General features: G+C 74.5%; 18 protein-coding genes and 1 pseudogene. 8 read left to right on the top strand and 11 right to left on the bottom strand.

All coding sequences use genetic code 11. The features are described 5' to 3' along the window. Positions 1-64 precede the first annotated feature (64 nt). Together ACI769_RS09115 and ACI769_RS09110 are read left to right on the top strand one after the other, a co-directional pair. The gene (locus ACI769_RS09115; RefSeq protein ID WP_085388609.1) at positions 65-352 is read left to right on the top strand and encodes a FitA-like ribbon-helix-helix domain-containing protein; all 288 of its coding nucleotides are present in this window, start codon (positions 65-67) and stop codon (positions 350-352) included. After that, a complete protein-coding gene (locus ACI769_RS09110; RefSeq protein ID WP_085387077.1) occupies positions 349-777 on the top strand; it encodes a type II toxin-antitoxin system VapC family toxin in 429 nt (142 codons plus the stop codon). Before ACI769_RS09115 ends, ACI769_RS09110 begins: the two co-directional genes overlap by 4 nt. 29 nt (positions 778-806) lie before the next feature. On the opposite strand, the gene ACI769_RS09105 is transcribed toward ACI769_RS09110, so the two are convergent. Beyond that, the gene (locus ACI769_RS09105) at positions 807-1,757 is read right to left on the bottom strand and encodes a YafY family protein (protein ID WP_085387078.1); all 951 of its coding nucleotides are present in this window, start codon (positions 1,755-1,757) and stop codon (positions 807-809) included. A gap of 140 nt (positions 1,758-1,897) precedes the next feature. Between ACI769_RS09105 and ACI769_RS09100 the strand changes: the two genes are divergently transcribed. Then, the gene (locus ACI769_RS09100; protein WP_085387079.1) at positions 1,898-3,037 is read left to right on the top strand and encodes an epoxide hydrolase family protein; all 1,140 of its coding nucleotides are present in this window, start codon (positions 1,898-1,900) and stop codon (positions 3,035-3,037) included. Between the two features lie 105 nt (positions 3,038-3,142). Continuing rightward, complete coding sequence (locus ACI769_RS09095; protein ID WP_198163149.1) at positions 3,143-4,006, top strand: siderophore-interacting protein; 864 nt, start codon at positions 3,143-3,145, stop codon at positions 4,004-4,006. Positions 4,007-4,019: 13 nt separating this feature from the next. On the opposite strand, the gene ACI769_RS09090 is transcribed toward ACI769_RS09095, so the two are convergent. Further along, positions 4,020-4,412 carry a type II toxin-antitoxin system VapC family toxin gene (locus tag ACI769_RS09090; RefSeq protein ID WP_051876492.1) on the bottom strand — a complete coding sequence of 131 codons (393 nt, stop codon included), beginning with the start codon at positions 4,410-4,412 and terminating at the stop codon, positions 4,020-4,022. Beyond that, entirely contained in the window at positions 4,409-4,663 is a 255-nt protein-coding gene (locus ACI769_RS09085; protein ID WP_034651325.1) for a type II toxin-antitoxin system Phd/YefM family antitoxin, read from the bottom strand. The genes ACI769_RS09090 and ACI769_RS09085 overlap by 4 nt, the downstream gene beginning before the upstream one ends. Before the next feature lie 149 nt (positions 4,664-4,812). Between ACI769_RS09085 and ACI769_RS09080 the strand changes: the two genes are divergently transcribed. Continuing rightward, a complete protein-coding gene (locus ACI769_RS09080) occupies positions 4,813-5,868 on the top strand; it encodes an NAD-dependent epimerase/dehydratase family protein (protein ID WP_085387082.1) in 1,056 nt (351 codons plus the stop codon). 160 nt (positions 5,869-6,028) lie between these two features. On the opposite strand, the gene ACI769_RS09075 is transcribed toward ACI769_RS09080, so the two are convergent. The 8 genes from ACI769_RS09075 to ACI769_RS09040 all read right to left on the bottom strand — a co-directional run bounded on the left by ACI769_RS09075 (position 6,029) and on the right by ACI769_RS09040 (position 13,795). Continuing rightward, the gene (locus ACI769_RS09075) at positions 6,029-7,120 is read right to left on the bottom strand and encodes an LLM class flavin-dependent oxidoreductase (RefSeq protein WP_085387083.1); all 1,092 of its coding nucleotides are present in this window, start codon (positions 7,118-7,120) and stop codon (positions 6,029-6,031) included. Positions 7,121-7,313: 193 nt separating this feature from the next. Further along, positions 7,314-7,613 (bottom strand): hypothetical protein, encoded by a 300-nt coding sequence (locus ACI769_RS09070; RefSeq protein WP_085387084.1) that lies wholly within the window; start codon positions 7,611-7,613, stop codon positions 7,314-7,316. Positions 7,614-7,783: 170 nt separating this feature from the next. Beyond that, positions 7,784-9,439 carry a bifunctional phosphatase PAP2/diacylglycerol kinase family protein gene (locus tag ACI769_RS09065; protein ID WP_085387085.1) on the bottom strand — a complete coding sequence of 552 codons (1,656 nt, stop codon included), beginning with the start codon at positions 9,437-9,439 and terminating at the stop codon, positions 7,784-7,786. A gap of 136 nt (positions 9,440-9,575) precedes the next feature. Then, positions 9,576-10,076 carry a hypothetical protein gene (locus tag ACI769_RS09060; RefSeq protein ID WP_074803690.1) on the bottom strand — a complete coding sequence of 167 codons (501 nt, stop codon included), beginning with the start codon at positions 10,074-10,076 and terminating at the stop codon, positions 9,576-9,578. 134 nt (positions 10,077-10,210) lie between these two features. Further along, positions 10,211-11,083 (bottom strand): metal ABC transporter permease, encoded by an 873-nt coding sequence (locus tag ACI769_RS09055; RefSeq protein WP_085387086.1) that lies wholly within the window; start codon positions 11,081-11,083, stop codon positions 10,211-10,213. Further along, on the bottom strand, positions 11,080-11,844 hold the full coding sequence (locus ACI769_RS09050; RefSeq protein WP_085387087.1) for a metal ABC transporter ATP-binding protein: 765 nt from the start codon (positions 11,842-11,844) through the stop codon (positions 11,080-11,082). The genes ACI769_RS09055 and ACI769_RS09050 overlap by 4 nt, the downstream gene beginning before the upstream one ends. Next, the gene (locus ACI769_RS09045) at positions 11,841-12,809 is read right to left on the bottom strand and encodes a metal ABC transporter substrate-binding protein (protein ID WP_085387088.1); all 969 of its coding nucleotides are present in this window, start codon (positions 12,807-12,809) and stop codon (positions 11,841-11,843) included. Before ACI769_RS09045 ends, ACI769_RS09050 begins: the two co-directional genes overlap by 4 nt. Before the next feature lie 203 nt (positions 12,810-13,012). Then, on the bottom strand, positions 13,013-13,795 hold the full coding sequence (locus ACI769_RS09040; protein WP_085387089.1) for an IclR family transcriptional regulator: 783 nt from the start codon (positions 13,793-13,795) through the stop codon (positions 13,013-13,015). On the opposite strand from ACI769_RS09040, the pseudogene ACI769_RS09035 reads away from it, so the two are divergent. The 3 genes and pseudogenes from ACI769_RS09035 to ACI769_RS09025 form a co-directional block, all read left to right on the top strand. After that, positions 13,794-14,186, top strand: a pseudogene (locus ACI769_RS09035) (helix-turn-helix transcriptional regulator); the annotation flags it as partial. The gene ACI769_RS09040 and the pseudogene ACI769_RS09035 sit on opposite strands and share 2 nt — an antisense overlap. A gap of 238 nt (positions 14,187-14,424) precedes the next feature. Next, positions 14,425-14,835 carry a VOC family protein gene (locus ACI769_RS09030; protein WP_031316030.1) on the top strand — a complete coding sequence of 137 codons (411 nt, stop codon included), beginning with the start codon at positions 14,425-14,427 and terminating at the stop codon, positions 14,833-14,835. Between the two features lie 238 nt (positions 14,836-15,073). After that, the gene (locus ACI769_RS09025; RefSeq protein ID WP_409141488.1) at positions 15,074-17,458 is read left to right on the top strand and encodes an ATP-binding cassette domain-containing protein; all 2,385 of its coding nucleotides are present in this window, start codon (positions 15,074-15,076) and stop codon (positions 17,456-17,458) included. The last annotated feature ends 45 nt before the right edge of the window (positions 17,459-17,503 follow it).

The raw sequence follows: 17,503 nt of genomic DNA, 5'->3' as shown, positions 1-17,503 counted from the left end.
GAGGGGCCGACCCTGGCGCATCGTGCTGTCATTTTGCTAGCGTCGTACGTGGGAGGTGGTCCAGGTGGCGACGCTGACGATCCGAGGGCTCGACGACGACGTGCGCGAACGGCTGCGGGCGCGGGCGGCGGAGCACGGGCGGTCCATGGAGGCGGAGGTGCGCGAGATCCTCACCTCCGCGGTGACAGCCCCCAGCGGGCTGGAACGGGGGCTGGGCACCTTCATCCACAGGTCGTTCGCCGACGCCGGTCTGGCGGTCGAGCTCGACCTCCCCGCGCGCTCAGAGCACGGCCGGGTCGTCGACCTCTCCGACGAACCGGGCACGCCGGACCGGGAGACCGCGGACACGTGATCGTCCTCGACACGAACGTGGTGTCCGAGGTGATCCGCCCGGTGCCCGAGGCGCGCGTGCTCCGCTGGCTCGACGCGCAGGCTCCGCAGGCGCTGTCGATCACGGCGGTCACCGTCGGCGAGATCGTCCACGGGGTGGCGCGGCTCCCCGAAGGGCGGCGCCGTGACCGCCTCGCCGCGCTCGTCGAGGAGCACGTCACCACGACCTTCGCGGGCCTGGTGCTCCCGTACGACGCCGACGCCGCGCGCGTCGGGGGCACCCTCCTGGCGCTCCGCGAGCGAGCGGGGCGGCCGATGAGCCTGGCCGACGCGCAGATCGCCGCGATCTGCCGCGTGCACGACGCGACGCTCGCGACGCGCAACGTCCGTGACTTCGCCGCTACCGGAGTGGACGTCGTCGACCCGTGGGACCCCGGCACGACCTGACTGACGCGGGAGCCCGCGACCGGTTCGGGTCACGGCGGGGTCGCGCGGGCGTAGCGGGTGGCCAGGGTGCGCACGTGGTCGACGAGAGCCTGCGGTTCCGTCACGTGGAAGTCCAGGCCCAACATGCCGATCCACACCGCGACGACCTCGACGCTGTCGCCGCCGGTGACGAGGACGCAGCGGTCGTCGGCGAGCGGTTCGACCGTGCCGACCGTCGGGTTGATGCGTCGCAGGACCTCGTCGGCGGGCGCGTCGACGACGATCCGGGCGTGCACGGCCCAGCCGGCGCGCGCGACCTCGCGCACGACGAAGTCGGTCAGGTCGCCGGGGAAGTCCACCGGCGCGAACCGCCGCCCGCCTGGCACGCGCAGCACGAGCCAGTCGACGCGGTAGGGAGCCCACGCGCCCGTCGCCGGGTCGCGGGCCACGAGGAACCAGCGGCGCTGCCACGCGACGAGGCGGTACGGCTCCAGCTCGAGCGGCTGGTCGCGGTAGAAGCAGCGCAGGCCCTGGTGGTCGCGCACGGCGTCGGCCAGCGCGGTGAGCGTGTCCGGGTCGACGACCGGGTCCTCGACGTTCGAGTCCGTGTTCGCGGGGCCGGCGGCGCTCGCGGACCGGAGCGCGGCGAGACGACGGCGCAGGCGGTCCGGCATGACCTGCTCCAGCTTGGCGAGCGCGGACGCCCCGGACTCCTCGAAGCCGGCCGTGCCGGTCGCGGCCCGCAGCCCGACGGCGACCGCGACGGCCTCGGCGTCGTCGAGCAGGAGCGGGGGCAGCCGCGCCCCGGCGCCGAGCCGGTACCGGCCGCCCGGGCCGCGCACCGCGTCGACGGGGTAGCCGAGCTCGCGCAGGCGGGCGACGTCGTTGCGGACCGTGCGGTCGCTGACGTCGAGGCGCTCGGCGAGCTCGGCGCCCGACCAGTCGGGGCGCGACTGGAGCAGGCCGAGCAGCGCGAGCATGCGGGCCGAGGTGGAAGCCACGGGTCCCTCCTGGGGTCGACGGACGACGCGGGAGAACTCCTCAGAGCACCGCCAGAATAACGGAAGGAAGCGTTCCTGAACCCTTCCTAGAGTCGGGAGCAGAGCAGGGCACGAGGCCCCGCCCGACCGAGGAGACCACCATGACCGCGTCGCACCGCTCCCCGTCCCTCGAGCACCGCCCGTTCTCCGTCGCCGTCCCGCAGGCCGACCTCGACGACCTCCGGTCGCGCCTCGAACGGACCCGGTTCGCGCCCGCCGCCCCCGGGGACTCCTGGGACTACGGGACGCCCGAGTCCTACCTGCGCGACATGGTCGGGCGCTGGACGGCGTTCGACTGGAGGGCCGTCGAGGACCGGGCCAACACGTACCCGGGCTTCCGCACCGAGATCGACGGCCAGCCGATCCACTACCTCCACGTGCGCTCCCGGCACGACGCCGCGACGCCCCTGCTGCTCGCGCACACCTACCCGGGCTCGTTCCTCGACTTCCTCGACATGATCGACCCGCTCGTCGACCCCGTCGCGCACGGCGGCCGCCCCGAGGATGCGTTCCACCTCGTCATCCCCTCCATGCCGGGCTTCGGGTTCTCCACCCCGGTGGTCGGGGACACGGACTGGACGATGGCGCGCGTCGCCCGCGCCTACGACGTCCTCATGCGCGACCTCGGGTACGACTCCTACGGGATCCACGGCAGCGACGGCGGCGCCATGGTCGGCCGCGAGCTCGCGGTCCTCGACCCCGAGGGTTTCCTCGGCGCCCACGTGCTCCAGCTCTTCTCCTTCCCGTCGGGCGCTCCCGGCGAGATGGACGGCTTCGGCGAGAAGGAGCTCGCCGCGCTCGGGCACCTCCAGTGGTTCCAGTCCGTGGGTGCCTACAACACGATGAACGCGTCGCGGCCGCAGACGATGGCCGCGGGGCTCGCCGACTCGCCCGTCGCCGTCCTCGCCTACCACGAGCTGTTCGAGAGCTTCGGCAACGGGACGAGCCTCGTGAGCGCCGACCAGGTGCTCGCTCAGGCGACGCTCTACTGGCTGACCAACTCCTACGCGACCGCCGCGCGCTACCACTACGCGGAGCAGCGCTCGGGCGCCGAGCCGGTCGTGAGCCGGGGTCGGATCGGCGTGGCCGTCTTCGCCGACGACTTCCAGACGATCCGCGCGTTCGCCGAGCGCGACAACTCCCGGATCGAGCACTGGTCCGAGCACCCGCGCGGTGGTCACTACGCGGCGCTCGAGGTCCCGCTCGACGTCGTCGCCGACCTCCGGGTCTTCTTCGCCTGACGCCCGCGACCGTCGAGAACGGGGTACCGCACGCTCGACCACGACGTCGCCGTCGTCATCCGGCCGATGACGACGGCGTCGTCGTGCTCGGCGCAGAATGGGGCGGTGTCCTCCCGACCCGTGACCCGCCTCGACCTCGTCCCGCGCCGCGTCCGCGTGCACGCCGTCCGGGAGACGTCCGGCGCGCTGCGCCGCCTCACCTTCCGGGACGCCGCCCCGGGCGGGGCCTCGCTCGCGACGCTGCGCGTACCCGGCCCCGACGACCACGTCAAGGTGTTCCTCCCGGACCCGGCCACCGGCGTCCTGCACGCCCCGACGCTCACCGACGACGGCGCCCTCCAGCGCCCGACGGGCGTCGTGTCGATCTCGCGCGAGCTGACCGTCCGGGCGACGCGGACCGTCGACGGGGTTCCCGAGGTCGACGTCGACTGGGTGCTCCACGGCGGCACCGACCCGGGTGCGCCGCCCACCGGCGAGGGTGGCCCGGCGTCGGCGTGGGCCGCACGGGCGGCGGTGGGTGACGAGGTCGTCCTCGCCGGCCCGACGACGAGCCGCGCCGTGCCGGACGGCGTCGGGCGGCTCCTGCTCGTCGGGGACGAGACGGGCCTGCCGGCGCTCGCGCGCTGGGTCGAGGCGGTCGGGGCCGACGTGCCCGTGACCGCGATCGTGGAGATCGGTGACGACGTCGACGAGGCGTTCGTCGAGGACGAGCTCGGGCGCGCGACGACCGAGCTCCTCTACCGCACCGACGGGCCGGGGCAGCTCGTCGAGGCCGTCCGCGCGCTCGGCCCGCTCGACGCCGACGAGTACGTGTTCGCCGCGGGCGAGGCGACCGACCTCGTCGCGGTCCGCCGGGCGCTGCGCGGCTCCGGCGCGCGGCCCGACCAGCTCGCCGTCCACGGCTACTGGCGTCGCGGCGTCGTCAACCTCGACCCCGAGGCACCCCTGGACCCGACCGACCCCGACTGACCCCTCGCCCGGGTCAGCCGCCGTGCAGGACGTCGACGGCGAGCCCGCGCCCGGCGACGGCGAGCCGCGAGTCGTTCGTCCACAGGGCGGAGCACCCGTGGACCTGCGCGGCGGCGAGGTGCAGCGCGTCGGGCGTCCGGAGCGACGAGGAGGCGCGCAGGCGTGCCGCCCGCTCGAAGGCCGTGGCATCGAGGGGAAGTTCGACGAACAGGTCGAGCACGCCCCGGTACCGGTCCTCGAGCTCCGGGTCCCCGGACCGCAGCGGTCCCACGAGGCACTCCAGCCGGACGAGCGGGCTGATCGCGAACTCCTCGTGCCCGTGCCGGGCCAGCAGCTCACGCACGTGCGGGCCACGCTCGGCGTCCTCGACCAGGTAGATGACGAGGCAGGTGTCGAGGTAGATCACTCCCAGCCCTCGCGCGCAGCCTCGATGTCGGCGTCGATCTGGCTCGCCGAGCGGGCGGTCCGTCGCGACGGCGGGTGGTCGTCGAGCCACTCGACGATGGCCGCCCCGGTCCCGTGCGCGAGGTCGGCCCGGACCGGCACGAGCCGCACGAGCGGGACACCGCGACGCGCGATGACCACGTCCTCGCCGGCCGCGGCACGGCTGACGAGCTGGGAGAGGTTGTTCTTGGCCTCGAGCACGTTGACCTGCATCGCCGCTCCTCGGGTGGGGTTTCCTGGCCAGGATATCTGGCCAGTGTGCTCCGCGGAAGGCCCGGGAGGGTCGTGAGGTCCCCTCCCGCGGCCGTCTGCGGGCGGCGTAACGGGCTGCAAGCGGACCGACGGCGCGCCACAGTGGGCCCATGACCCGACTCCTCGTCCTCGGCGGTTCCGACTTCGTGGGGCGCGCCGTCGTCGACGACGCCCTCGCCCGCGGCTGGGACGTCACCGTCCTCAACCGGGGCACCGCCCCCGTGCCCGACGGCGTCCGGCAGCTCGTGGGCGACCGCACCCGGCCCGACGGCCTGGACGCGCTGCGCGCGGACGACGTCCCGCAGAAGTGGGACGTCGTCGTCGACACGTGGTCCTGGGCGCCCGCAGCGGCGCGCGACGCCGCCCGGCTCCTCGCCGGCCGGGTGCCGGGCGACAACCGGTACGTCTACGTGTCGTCGCGCTCGGTGTACCCGTTCCCGCGGCCGCGCGGGGCCGACGAGACGTCGGAGCTCGTCGACGGCGACCCGGACGACACGACCTCCGACGACTACGCCCGCGCGAAGCGCGGCGCGGAGATCGCCGTGACCGACGCGCTCGGAGACCGGGCGATCCTGCTGCGCGCGGGCCTCATCCTCGGGCCGCGGGAGAACGTCGGCCGCCTGCCGTGGTGGCTGCGTCGCGTCGCGCGCGGCGGTCCGGTGCTCGCCCCCGGGCCCGCCGACCTGCCGCTGCAGTACGTCGACGCGCGCGACCTCGCGGCGTTCGCGCTCGACGTGGCGCTCGCGGGTGCGTCCGGGCCGGTCGACGTCGTCAGCGCGCCCGGGCACACGACCATGGGCGAGCTGCTCGCCGCGTGCGTCGAGGCGACCGCCGACGACGCGGCAGCGGCGGGCGACCCGCCCGCCGAGCTCGTATGGGTCGAGCCGGAGGCCGTCCTCGCGGCCGGGATCGAGCCGTGGACCCAGCTCCCGGTCTGGTTGCCGCCGGGCGAGCTGCACGACGCGCTCCACGGCTCCGACACGTCGCGCGCGGCGGCGCTCGGCCTGCGCACGCGCGACGTGCGCGAGACGGTGCGCGACACGTGGGCATGGCTCCGCGCCCTCGACGCCACGGGAGAGACGACGCCGCAGCGCGCGGACCGCCCCGCCGTCGGGCTCCCGCCGGACCTCGAGGCCGCCGCGCTGCGCGCCGCCGGCCGCGGCTGACCCGCCGGCGCGCTGGCCCGCCGCCCGCCGCCCGCCGACCACCCGCCGTCGAGCCGAACCTGCCCTTCGTCGAGCACGACGTTGCTGTCGTTCTCGCCCCGATGGCGACGGCAACGTCGTGCTCGGCGAGGGGGCTGGCCGCGCAGGCGATCGGTGGGGGTCAGCGCTCCGCGAGGAGCTCGCGGACGCGGGGGATGACCTGGGTGCCGTAGAGCTCGATGCTGCGCAGCATCGTCGAATGGGGGAGCGTGCCGGTCGAGTACTTGAGGTCGAACCGGCCCGCGCCGAGGAGGCGGACGGTGCGGGCGATCTTGCGGGCCACGGTCTCGGGCGAGCCGACGTAGAGCGAGCCGTCGCGCACGTCGTGGGCGAACCGCCCGCGGTGGTACGCGGGCCAGCCGCGCTCGCGCCCGATCCGGTTGTTCATCGCCGCGAAGTGCTCGTAGACCTCTTCCTGCGCCTGCTCGTCGGTGTCGGCGACGTGGCCGGGCGAGTGCACGCCGATCGGCAGCGCCGGCGTGCCGAGCTCCTCGACCGCGCGGTGGTAGAGGTCCACGTAGGGGCGGAACCGCTCGGGCTCGCCCCCGATGATCGCGAGCATGAGGCCCAGACCGTGCCGCGCGGTCCGCACGACCGACTCGGGCGAGCCGCCGACCCCGACCCACGTGCGCAGGCGCCCGCTCTCGGTCTTGGGCCAGACCTCCTGGTCGGCGAGCCCGGCGCGCGTCGTGCCCGACCACGTGACCGGGCCCTCGTCGAGCAGGTGGACGAACAGGTCGAGCTTCTCCTCGAACAGCACCTCGTAGTCGGCGAGGTCGTAGCCGAACAGCGGGAACGACTCGATGAACGACCCGCGCCCCAGGATGACCTCCGCGCGCCCGCCGGACAGCGCGTCGAGCGTCGAGAACCGCTCGAAGACGCGCACCGGGTCGTCGGAGCTGAGCACGGTCACCGCGGAGCCGAGGCGGATGCGCGACGTCCGCGTCGCGATCCCGGCGAGCACCACCTCGGGCGCGCTGATGGCGAAGTCCGCGCGGTGGTGCTCCCCGACGCCGAAGAAGTCGACGCCGACCTGGTCCGCGAGCTCCGCCTCCTCGACGACGTCGCGGATCGTGCGCGCCCCGCTGAGCAGCACGCCGTCCGGCCCTGCGGTCACGTCGCCGAAGGTGTCGAGCCCGAGCTCGACGGTCGCGGGGTCCGGTGCGGCCGTCGCGCTCTCGGTGGGGATCGGGGAGGTCGTCTCGTCGGTCATGATCTGCTCCTGCGGTCGGGCGACCGTCGGGGGGCCGGTGCTCTCACCGGTGGCGCGGTCGTGCGCGTCTCAACCGTGCCCGGTCCGCGGATCTTCCGCGACCCGTCCGCGGGCGGCCGGCAGGGACGACGACGGCCGCCGCCCCGGGTGGGACGGCGGCCGTCGGTGCCGCGCCGGCGGACCGGCGGGGACGTCAGTACGTCGCGACGTCGCCGCTCGCGACGAGCGCCGCGATGGCGACGATGTAGATGATGAAGCCGATGGCGCCGAGCACGGTGAAGACGATGCTGAGGATGAGGCCCCACTTGGCGAGCTGGTTGTCGAAGCCCGCCTCCTTGCTCTTCTTGCGCGCGATCGCGCTGACGACGATGCCCGCGATCGCGAAGACGAACGCGAGGACGAAGCCGACGATGCCGAGGGTCTTGCCCGGGTCCTCGATCGGGGCCGAGTAGCCGGCGGGGGCCTGCGGAGCGGCGGGGTACTGCTGGGCCATGGTTCTTCTGCTTTCTGGTGGGGCCGACGTGGTCGAGTCCGGACGGGGCGCGGACGGGGTGCCGTCCGCGCGACTGCGGGGCTCATTGTGGGGCATGACGCCTGTGCGTGAACAGGGGGAGTTCTCCCCGGGTGACGTGAACACAGGACATACAGGACAGGCCGGGCGGATCAGCCCGCCGTCGGGTCGCTCGGGGCGTAGAGACGCAGCGCTCCGCGCCGCATGGTGAGACGGACGGTGACCGGCCCGGTGGGGGCGACGTCGTCGAGCGAGAGCGTCTCGCCGTCGTGCGCGAGCACCACGGGCGGCCCGGGGCGCCCGGGCTCGGCGTCGGGGGAGCGGTCCGTCGTGACGGCCTCGCCGTCGGGCCCGACGACCGCGCCGCGCGCGGGGAAGCGGAGCTCCAGGGCCGGGACGGACGTCGCGTCCACGACGAGGTGCCCCCGCACCCCGGGCACGCGCCGCGCGACGCGCGTCCCCGCGTCGCCCGCCGCGACCTCGAGGAACGTGCGCAGCCGGCTCGCGCGCCGCTCGGCCCGGGCCGTGCGGACGTCGAGCACGCCGTCGTCGAGGCGGTGCCGCTCGACCGGTGCGAGGCTCTGCGGGTAGTAGCGGTTGACTCCCGCGAACAGCGACCAGTACTCGCCCTCGTGCCCGTCCACCTCCATGCGCACCCGGTGCGCGCGCCGCAGCACGCGCGCCGCCGCGAGGACGGCCGCCGGCCACTTGCCGAGCCGGTGCTCGTGCTTCTCGCGCTCGGTGACGAGCTCCGGGTAGACACCGGCCGAGAAGGTGTTGAGCACGGTGCGGGGCGGTCCGTCGACCCCGTCGACCTCGAGGTCCGCGACGTCGATCGTCACGCCCGATCCCGTCCGCACCGCCTCGATCGTCGCGCGCATCGACGTGAGGTCGGCCGCGCGCGCGAAGTGGTTGAGGGTGCCGCCGGGGAGCACGGCGAGCGGGAGGTCGTGCGCGCGCGCCGCCGCGGCCGCGGTCGACACCGTGCCGTCGCCGCCGCTGATGCCGAGCGCACGGGCGCCCCGCGCGACGGCGTCGTCGTACAGGCGGCGCAGGTCGTCGCCCTCGGCGAGCACGTGGAGGTCGGCGCGGGGAAGTCCGTCGCGGACCGCCGCGAGCGGGTCCTCCTTGAGCAGCCGGCCCGAGCCCGCCGCCGGGTTGACGACGACGAAGAGGCCCGCGCCGTCGTCGAGCGCGGGGACGTCCGCGGGCGGCCCCGCCGGGACGTCGGGGCGCTGCTCGGCACGGCCGGGGACGAGCACCCGACCCGCGAGCGCGACCCCGACGCCCAGCGCCGCGCCCGCGGCGACGTCCGAGAACCAGTGCGAGCCCGTGTGCAGGCGTGAGTACAGGACCGCCCCGGCGAGCGGCGTGAGCGCCAGCCCGACCGTCGGCCACTCGATGGCGACGCCCGTGACGAACGCGGCGGCCGACGCCGAGTGGCCCGACGGGAACGAGGGCGACGTCGGGGGGTCCGCCACGCGCCGCCACAGCGGGAGGCCGTCGAGCGACGGGCGCACGCCCCCGAACACGGTCTTGCCGACGACGTTCGCGAGGACGCTCGACACGAGCAGCGAGCCGTAGCCGCGCAGGGCGGCGTCGCGCCCGCGCCGCCCGGTGGCGGCGATCCCGACGGCGGCCCCGGCCCACAGCACGCTGTGGTCGGCCCACGTCGAGAGCCGGGAGAGCGCGGTGTCGGCCGCGGCCCCCAGCGCGCGGCGGTTCGTCCAGCGGTTCACCGCGCGGTCGAGGCGGGCGACGCCGGGGAGCGCCTCGTGCGGCTTGACGATCCCGGTGACACGAGGCATCTCGCCATCGTAGGAAGGGCGGTCGGGGACCGCGCGGCGACGGCGCCTCGCGACCCCCTGAGATCGACCCGTGAGCCGCGACGTCGGCCCTCCGAAGGTCGATCTCGACCGTGCGGGTCGACCTCGTGATCGGGACTCAGGCCCCCGCGCGGCTCGTCTCGCCGCGGAGCGTGTCGATGTGCGCCTGCAGGCGCTCCAGCGCGACGGCGACGCCCTCGCCCGCGTCGTGCGCGAGGTCCGTCACGTGGCGGAGCTGGGCGGACGCCGCGTCGAGCGCGACCTGGGCGTCGGCGAGCGCGACGGCCGCGCGACCGTCGGCCGCCTCGTCGTCGTCGGTCGCACGCTCGAGCGCGGAGCGGGCCTCGTCCGTCGCGGCCTGGACCGACTCGACGGCGTCGAGCACGTCGTTGCGGAGCACGGGGTGCAGGGCGGGGAGCTGGGCGTGCACGCGGTCGAGGTCGTTCCCGATGGTCTCCGTCTGGACCTGCGCGTCGGCGATGAGCTGCTGGACCTCGGCGGCGCTCGCCGTCGAGCACATCGGCAGCATCATGGACAGCGCGAGCAGGCTCGCCGCGGCGAACCGGGCAGACGTGCGCGTGCGCTGCGGCGTCGTGGGCTCGCTCGTCCTCGCTGACATGGCGACAAGTCTCCCGGGCGAACCTGAGAAGCACCAGGGAATCGAGGGCGAATTCATGGAGATTTCGCACACAGCGCACGCAGGAGACGTGGTCCGGCGGCCCGCACCGGGTCCGGGCCGCCGAGCGCGGACGATCAGACGCGCGCGAGCCGACGGCGTCGGGCCGCCGCGACGCGCGTCCCGACGAGCCCGTGCCGCGGGCTGAACAGGTACGCGAGCGCGAACGCCACGCCCAGCGCGACGACGACCGTCCCGCCCGACGCCGTGTCGAGGTAGTAGCTGACGTAGATGCCCACGACCCCGCACACCGCCGCGACGAGCGGCGAGATCCACAGCATCCGCGAGAAGCGGTCGGTGAGGAGGTACGCCGTCGCGCCCGGCGTGATGAGCAGCGCGACGACGAGGACCACGCCGACGGCCTGGAGCGCGACGACGACCGTCAGCGCGAGCAGGCCGAGCAGCAGCGCGCCGAGCCGCCGGGGCGAGAGCCCGATCGCGTGCGCGTGCGTCGGGTCGAACGCGTAGAGCGTGAGGTCGCGCCGCTTGAGCACGACGACCGCGAGCGTCACCGCGCCGAGCGCCAGCACCTGGAGCAGGTCCGCGCGCGACACCCCGAGCAGGTTGCCGAAGAGGATGTGGTTGAGATCCGTCTGGCTCGGCGTCACGGAGATGAGGACGAGGCCGAGCGCGAACAGCGTCGTGAACACGACCCCGATCGCGGCGTCCTCCTTGACGCGGGACGTGTCGCGCACCGCGCCGATGAGGAGCACCGCGAGCAGCCCGAAGACGAGCGCGCCGAGCGCGAACGGCGCCCCCACCACGTACGCGAGCACGACGCCGGGCAGCACGGCGTGCGAGACGGCGTCGCCCATGAGGGACCAGCCCACGAGCACGAGCCAGCACGACAGCACGCCGCACACGATCCCGGCGGTCACCGTGACGGCGAGCGCGGTGCGCAGGAACTCGAACGACAGGGGCTCGAGGAGGATGGCGAGGAGGTCGGTCACGGGGCCACCTCCACGCCGAACGCGAGCGCGAGGTTCTCGGGCCGCAGGACCTCCGCGGGCGTCGAGTGCAGCAGGACGCGGCGGTGGAGCAGCACCGCCTCGTCGGCGAGCTCGGGCAGCGCGTGCAGGTCGTGGGTCGAGACGAGGACGGTCGCCCCGCCGGCCGCGAGCTCGCGCAGCAGCGTGGTGATGGTCGCCTCCGTGCGCTTGTCCACACCGGCGAACGGCTCGTCGAGCAGGAGGATCGTCGCGCCCTGCGCGAGCCCCCGGGCGACGAACGCGCGCTTGCGCTGCCCGCCCGAGAGCGCGCCGATCTGCCGGTCGGCCAGGTCGGTGAGCTCGACGCGCGCGAGCGCGTGCTCGACCGCCTCCCGGTCGGCGGGCCGCGTGCGCCGCGTGAAGCCCTGGTAGCCGTAGCGGCCCGTCATGACGACGTCGCGCACGCTCAGCGGGAACGCCCAGTCGACGTCCTCGCTCTGCGGCACGTACCCCACCGCCTGGGCGCGCCGGGCGCGCGCGGGGGGTGCGCCGTCGACCAGGACGGTGCCGCGGTCCGGCCGGACCATGCCCATGACCGCCTTGAACAGCGTCGACTTGCCCGAGCCGTTCATGCCGACGAGCCCGCACACCGTCCCGCGCCCGCTCGACGCCCCGAGCGTGAGCGTCGCGCCGTCGAGCGCGAGGACGTCGCCGTAGTGGACGGTGAGGTCGCGCACGTCGATCGCGGGCGTGCCCGACGGCGCCCGCCCGCCCCCGCTCACGCGTCACCGCCCGCGGTGGTGCCGGTGAGGCCCGCGACGATGGTCTCGGTGTCGTGGCGCAGGAGGTCGAGATAGGTCGGCACGGGGCCGTCGGGCGCGGAGAGGGAGTCGACGTAGAGCGTCCCGCCGAACGCCGCGCCGGACTCGCGCGCGACCTGCTGCATCGCGTCGTCGGAGACGGTGGACTCGCAGAACACGGCCGGGACGTCGTGCTGCTCGACGAACTCGATCGCGCCGACGACCGACTGCGGCGTCGCCTGCTGCTCGGCGTTGACCGCCCACAGGTACTTCTCCGCGAGCCCGGCGTCGCGCGCGAGGTAGGGGAACGCGCCCTCGCAGGTAACGAGTGCGCGGTGGCCCTCGGGCAGCGCGTCGAGCGCCGTCGTGAGCTCGTCGTGCACGGCCGCGAGCTCGGCGGAGTAGGCCGCGGCGTTCGCCGCGTAGTCGTCGGCGTGGGCCGGGTCCAGCTCCGCGAACGCGTCGGCCATGTTCTGCACGTAGACCTGCGCGTTCACCGGCGACATCCAGGCGTGCGGGTTCTCCTTGCCCTGGTACTCCTCGGCGGTGTCGTCGCCGAGCGCGATGGGCTCGACGCCCTCGCTCACGACGACGTGCGGCACGTCGAGCCCGTCGACGAACCGCCCGAACCACGCCTCGAGCCCCATGCCGTTGTCGAGGATGAGGTCGGCGTCCGCGGCCCTGCGGACGTCGCCGGGCGTCGGCTCGTAGCCGTGGATCTCCGCCCCGACCTTGGTGATCGACTCGACGCGCAGGTGGTCGCCCGCCACGTTCTCCGCCATGTCGGCGAGCACGGTGAACGTCGTGAGCACGACGGGCCGGCCGTCGTCGGGCGGGGTCGCCCCCGCGTCCGTGGCGCTCGAGCAGCCGCTCAGCGTCGCTGCGGCGAGGACCGCGACGGCTGCGGCAGCGCGGGATGCGGACTTCCGCGTCGAAAAGTTCGGCATACCGAAAAATCTAGCCGGCGCGTCGGCCGCACGCAACGCCGCTTCCATCCCGGTCGCCGAGGTAGAGCCCAGGTCCCGCGAGGTAGAGCCCAGGTCCCGCGAGGTAGAGCCCTGGTTCAGCGAGGGGGAAGACCAGGGCTCTACCTCGGCAGACCGGGGCTCTACCTCGGCAGACCAGAGCTCTACCTCGGCGTACCGGGGCTCTACCTCGGGGTGGTCGGAGTGGTGCGGGCGCCCAGGCGGCGGCTCACCTCGGCGGCGGCGCGCCCGACGGCGGCGGCGAGCTCCGCGCGTCGGGCGGGCGGGGCGTCGTCGGCCCAGAAGGTGAGGGCGATGCCGGCGACGGGGAGCCCGGTGTGGTCGACGGCCGCGTGCGCGACGGACGCGAGGCCCGGGGTGACCTCGCCGTCCTCCTCGGCCCAGCCGCGCCGTCGGACGCCGCGCAGCACCTCGCGCAGGGCACCGAGGGTCTGCGGCCCGACGCCGGTGCGGTCGGCGAACGCCGCGGCGCCGGGGAAGAGGGCGCGGACCTGGGCCGCGGGGAGGCCGGCGAGGACGGCGCGCCCGCTCGCGGTGAGGTGCGCGGGGAGGCGCACGTCGACGTCGGTCACGAGCGTGGGGCGGCGCGGCGCGCGCTGCTCGACGAGGTAGAGGACCTCGCGCCCGTTGAGCACGGCGAGGTGCGCGCTCTCGCCCGTCGACTCGACGAGGCGCGCGACCACCGGCCGCGCGAGCCGCGCGAGGGGCGCCTGCCGCGCGTACGCCGACCCGAGCGCGAGCGACGCCGTCCCGAGCCCGTAGCGGTGCTCCTCGGGGAGGTGGGTCACGAACCCCTCGTCGACGAGGACGGACAGCAGGTGGTAGACGGTCGAGCGGGGCAGCCCGAGGCCCTGCGCGACGGCGGCCGCGGGCGACGGGCCCGCCTGCGCGGCGAGGAACGTGAGCACGCGCACGGCCTGGCGCGCGGCGGGGACGTCGCTCGGCATGGAGGCCACGGTAGGCCCGTGGCACGATCGAGGCGTGACGACGACGCCCGACGACCAGCGCCTGCGCGACCTCGCGCGCCTGCGGCGCGTGCGCGACCGGATCGACCGGGAGTACGCGCAGCCGCTCGACGTCACGGCGCTCGCGTCCGGCGTGCACGTGTCCGCCGGGCACCTGAGCCGCGAGTTCAAGGCCGCCTACGGGGAGTCGGTGTACGCGTACCTCATGACGCGGCGCATCGAGCGCGCCAAGGCGCTGCTGCGCCGCGGGGACCTGAGCGTCACGGACGTGTGCTTCGCGGTGGGGTGCTCGTCCCTGGGGACGTTCAGCACGCGCTTCACCGAGCTCGTCGGCGTGCCGCCGAGCGTGTACCGACGGCGCGCGGCCGAGTCCGACGCGGGCTCCCCGGCTGCCGCGGAGTCGCGGGCGGCCGCGGCGGCGGGCACCGTGCGCGGCGCTGCGCCGGGCACATCGCCGGGCGCCTCGCCGGAGACCACGCCGGGCACCGACGCGGGCGCCTTCCCCGGCGCGGAGCGGCTGGACGGGATGCCGGCGTGCGTCGCGCGACGCGTCACGCGACCGGTCAGGAATCGAGAAGCGCAGGCCGGACGACGGTCCTAGCGTCGTTCTCATGAACCTCACCATCAACTCCAGCTTCCTGCCCCAGACCGACCCCGACGCGTCGCTCGCGTTCTACCGCGACGTGCTCGGCTTCGAGGTCCGCAACGACGTCGGCTACGAGGGGATGCGGTGGATCACCGTGGGCCCGGCCGACCAGCCGGACACCGCGATCGTGCTGCACCCGCCGGCCGCGACGCCGGGCCTCAACGACGACGACAAGCGCGCCCTCCTGGAGATCGTGGCCAAGGGCGCGTACTTCGGCGTCAACCTCGCGACGCCCGACGTCGACGAGACGTTCGCCCGGATCGAGGCCGCGGGGGCGGAGGTCGTGCAGGAGCCGATCGACCAGCCCTACGGCGTGCGCGACTGCGCGTTCCGCGACCCGGCGGGCAACGAGATCCGCATCCAGCAGCGCTCCTGACCTCCGCACGCAGCACGCCCGCCCTGACCACCCGGCGTCGCGCCGCCGTCGTGCACGACGCGATGAGTCCCGACCGCGCGGCCGGTCCTCACCCCCGGGACGTCCACGCACCACACCCATCCACGCGCCGACCGTCCGGCTCTCCGGCAGACTCTCACCGAGCTGCCGGGAGCGGGCGGTCGGCGCCGTCGACCGGTCGCCCGACCGCGCGACGAGGCTCGACGACGAGGAGACACGCATGAGCACGGCCACGACGACGGGAACCTCGACCTCGGAGCGCCAGGACCCCGACGCGCACGACGTCATCCGGGTCCAGGGGGCGCGGGCGAACAACCTCCAGGACGTGAGCGTCGAGATCCCCAAGCGGCGCCTCACGGTGTTCACGGGTGTCTCCGGGTCGGGCAAGAGCTCGCTCGTGTTCGACACCGTCGCGGCCGAGTCGCAGCGCCTCATCAACGAGACGTACCCGGCGTTCCTCCAGGGCTTCATGCCCACGCTGGACCGCCCCGACGTCGACGTCCTCGAGGGGCTCACGACGGCGATCGTCGTGGACCAGGAGCGCCTGGGCGCCAACCCGCGGTCCACGGTGGGCACGGTGACCGACGCGAACGCGATCCTGCGGGTGCTGTTCAGCCGGTTCGGCGAGCCGCAGGTGGGGCCGCCCACGGCGTTCTCCTTCAACATCCCCGCGCGCAAGGCGAGCGGCATCATGACGTCCGCCACCGGGGAGAAGACGATCGTCCGCAACGCGATCTACCACGGCGGCATGTGCCCGCGGTGCGAGGGGCGCGGCGCGGTCTCGGACCTCGACCTCACCGAGATCTTCGACGACTCGAAGTCCCTGCTCGACGGCGCGATCAAGGTCCCGGGGTACACCGCCGACGGGTGGATGGTGCGCGGGTTCGCCGAGTCGGGGTTCTTCCCGGCCGATCGGCCGATCCGGGAGTTCACGGAGCAGCAGCTCGAGGACTTCCTCTACAAGGAGCCCACCAAGATCAAGGCGATGGGGATCAACGTCACCTACGAGGGGCTCATCCCCAAGATCCAGAAGTCGATGTTCTCCAAGGACGTCGACTCGCTCCAGCCGCACGTCCGTGCGTTCGTCGAGCGTGCGGCGACGTTCGCACCGTGCCCCGAGTGCGGCGGCACGCGCCTGTCGGAGTCGGCGCGCTCCTCGAAGATCCGCGGCGTCAACATCGCGGACCTGTGCGCGATGCAGATCACCGACCTCGCCGCGTGGATCCGCGACCTCGACGACCCGCACATGGCGCCCGTCGTCAACGCCCTCGGCGAGAACCTCGCGTCGTTCGTCGAGCTCGGGCTGGGCTACCTCAGCCTCGACCGGCCGTCGGGCACGCTGTCGGGCGGCGAGTCGCAGCGCATCAAGATGCTGCGCCACCTCGGGTCGTCGCTCACCGACGTCACGTACGTGTTCGACGAGCCGACCATCGGTCTGCACCCGCACGACATCGACCGCATGAACGGCCTCCTGCTCCAGCTGCGCGACAAGGGCAACACGGTCCTCGTCGTCGAGCACAAGCCGGAGACGATCGTGATCGCGGACCACGTCGTCGACCTCGGCCCGGGTGCGGGCACGGCCGGTGGCCGGGTGGCGTTCGAGGGCACGGTCGACGGGCTGCGGGGGAGCGACACCGTCACCGGCCGCCACCTCGACGACCGCGCGACGCTCAAGGAGGAGGTGCGCTCGCCGTCGGGCGTGCTGGAGATCCGCGGCGCGGACGCGCACAACCTCCAGGACGTGGACGTCGACGTCCCGCTCGGGGTGCTCGTCGTCCTGACCGGGGTGGCCGGGTCGGGCAAGAGCTCGCTCGTCGAGGGGTCGGTGTCGCGGCGCGAGGGCGTCGTGACGATCGACCAGAGCGCGGTGCGGGGGTCGCGCCGCAGCAACCCCGCGACGTACACGGGCCTGCTGGAGCCGATCCGCAAGGCGTTCGCCAAGGCCAACGGCGTCAAGCCCGCCCTGTTCAGCGCGAACTCCGAGGGCGCGTGCCCCGAGTGCAAGGGCGCGGGCGTCATCTACACCGAGCTCGGCTTCATGGAGACCGTCTCGACCCCGTGCGAGGACTGCGGCGGACGCCGGTTCCAGGCCGCGGTGCTCGACTACACGCTCGGCGGGCTGAACATCGCCGACGTGCTCGACCTCCCGGTCGCGAAGGCGCGCGCGTTCTTCTCGTCCGGCGAGGGCAAGGTGCCGGCCGCCGCGGCGATCCTCGAGCGCCTCGACGACGTCGGCCTCGGGTACGTGAGCCTCGGCCAGCCGCTCACGACGCTGTCCGGCGGCGAGCGCCAGCGCCTCAAGCTCGCGACCCACCTCGGCGACAAGGGCGGCGTGATCGTGCTCGACGAGCCGACAACCGGCCTCCACCTCGCCGACGTGCAGAATCTCCTCGGGCTCCTCGACCGGATCGTCGACGCGGGCAAGTCCGTCATCGTCATCGAGCACCACCAGGCGGTCATGGCGCACGCGGACTGGATCATCGACCTCGGCCCCGGCGCCGGGCACGACGGCGGTCGCGTCGTCTTCGAGGGCACCCCGGCCGACCTCGTGGCGGCCCGCTCCACCCTGACGGGCGAGCACCTCGCGGCCTACGTGAACGCCTGACCCGCTGCCACCCCGCCGCCCGACCCTCCCGCCCCCTTCCACCCC

This window comes from Cellulosimicrobium sp. RS, assembly GCF_046159675.1.
In the GTDB taxonomy this organism is placed as follows: domain Bacteria; phylum Actinomycetota; class Actinomycetes; order Actinomycetales; family Cellulomonadaceae; genus Cellulosimicrobium; species Cellulosimicrobium funkei.
Note: the sequence above shows the minus strand (reverse complement) of the source record. Positions and strands in the feature narration are given on the sequence as shown.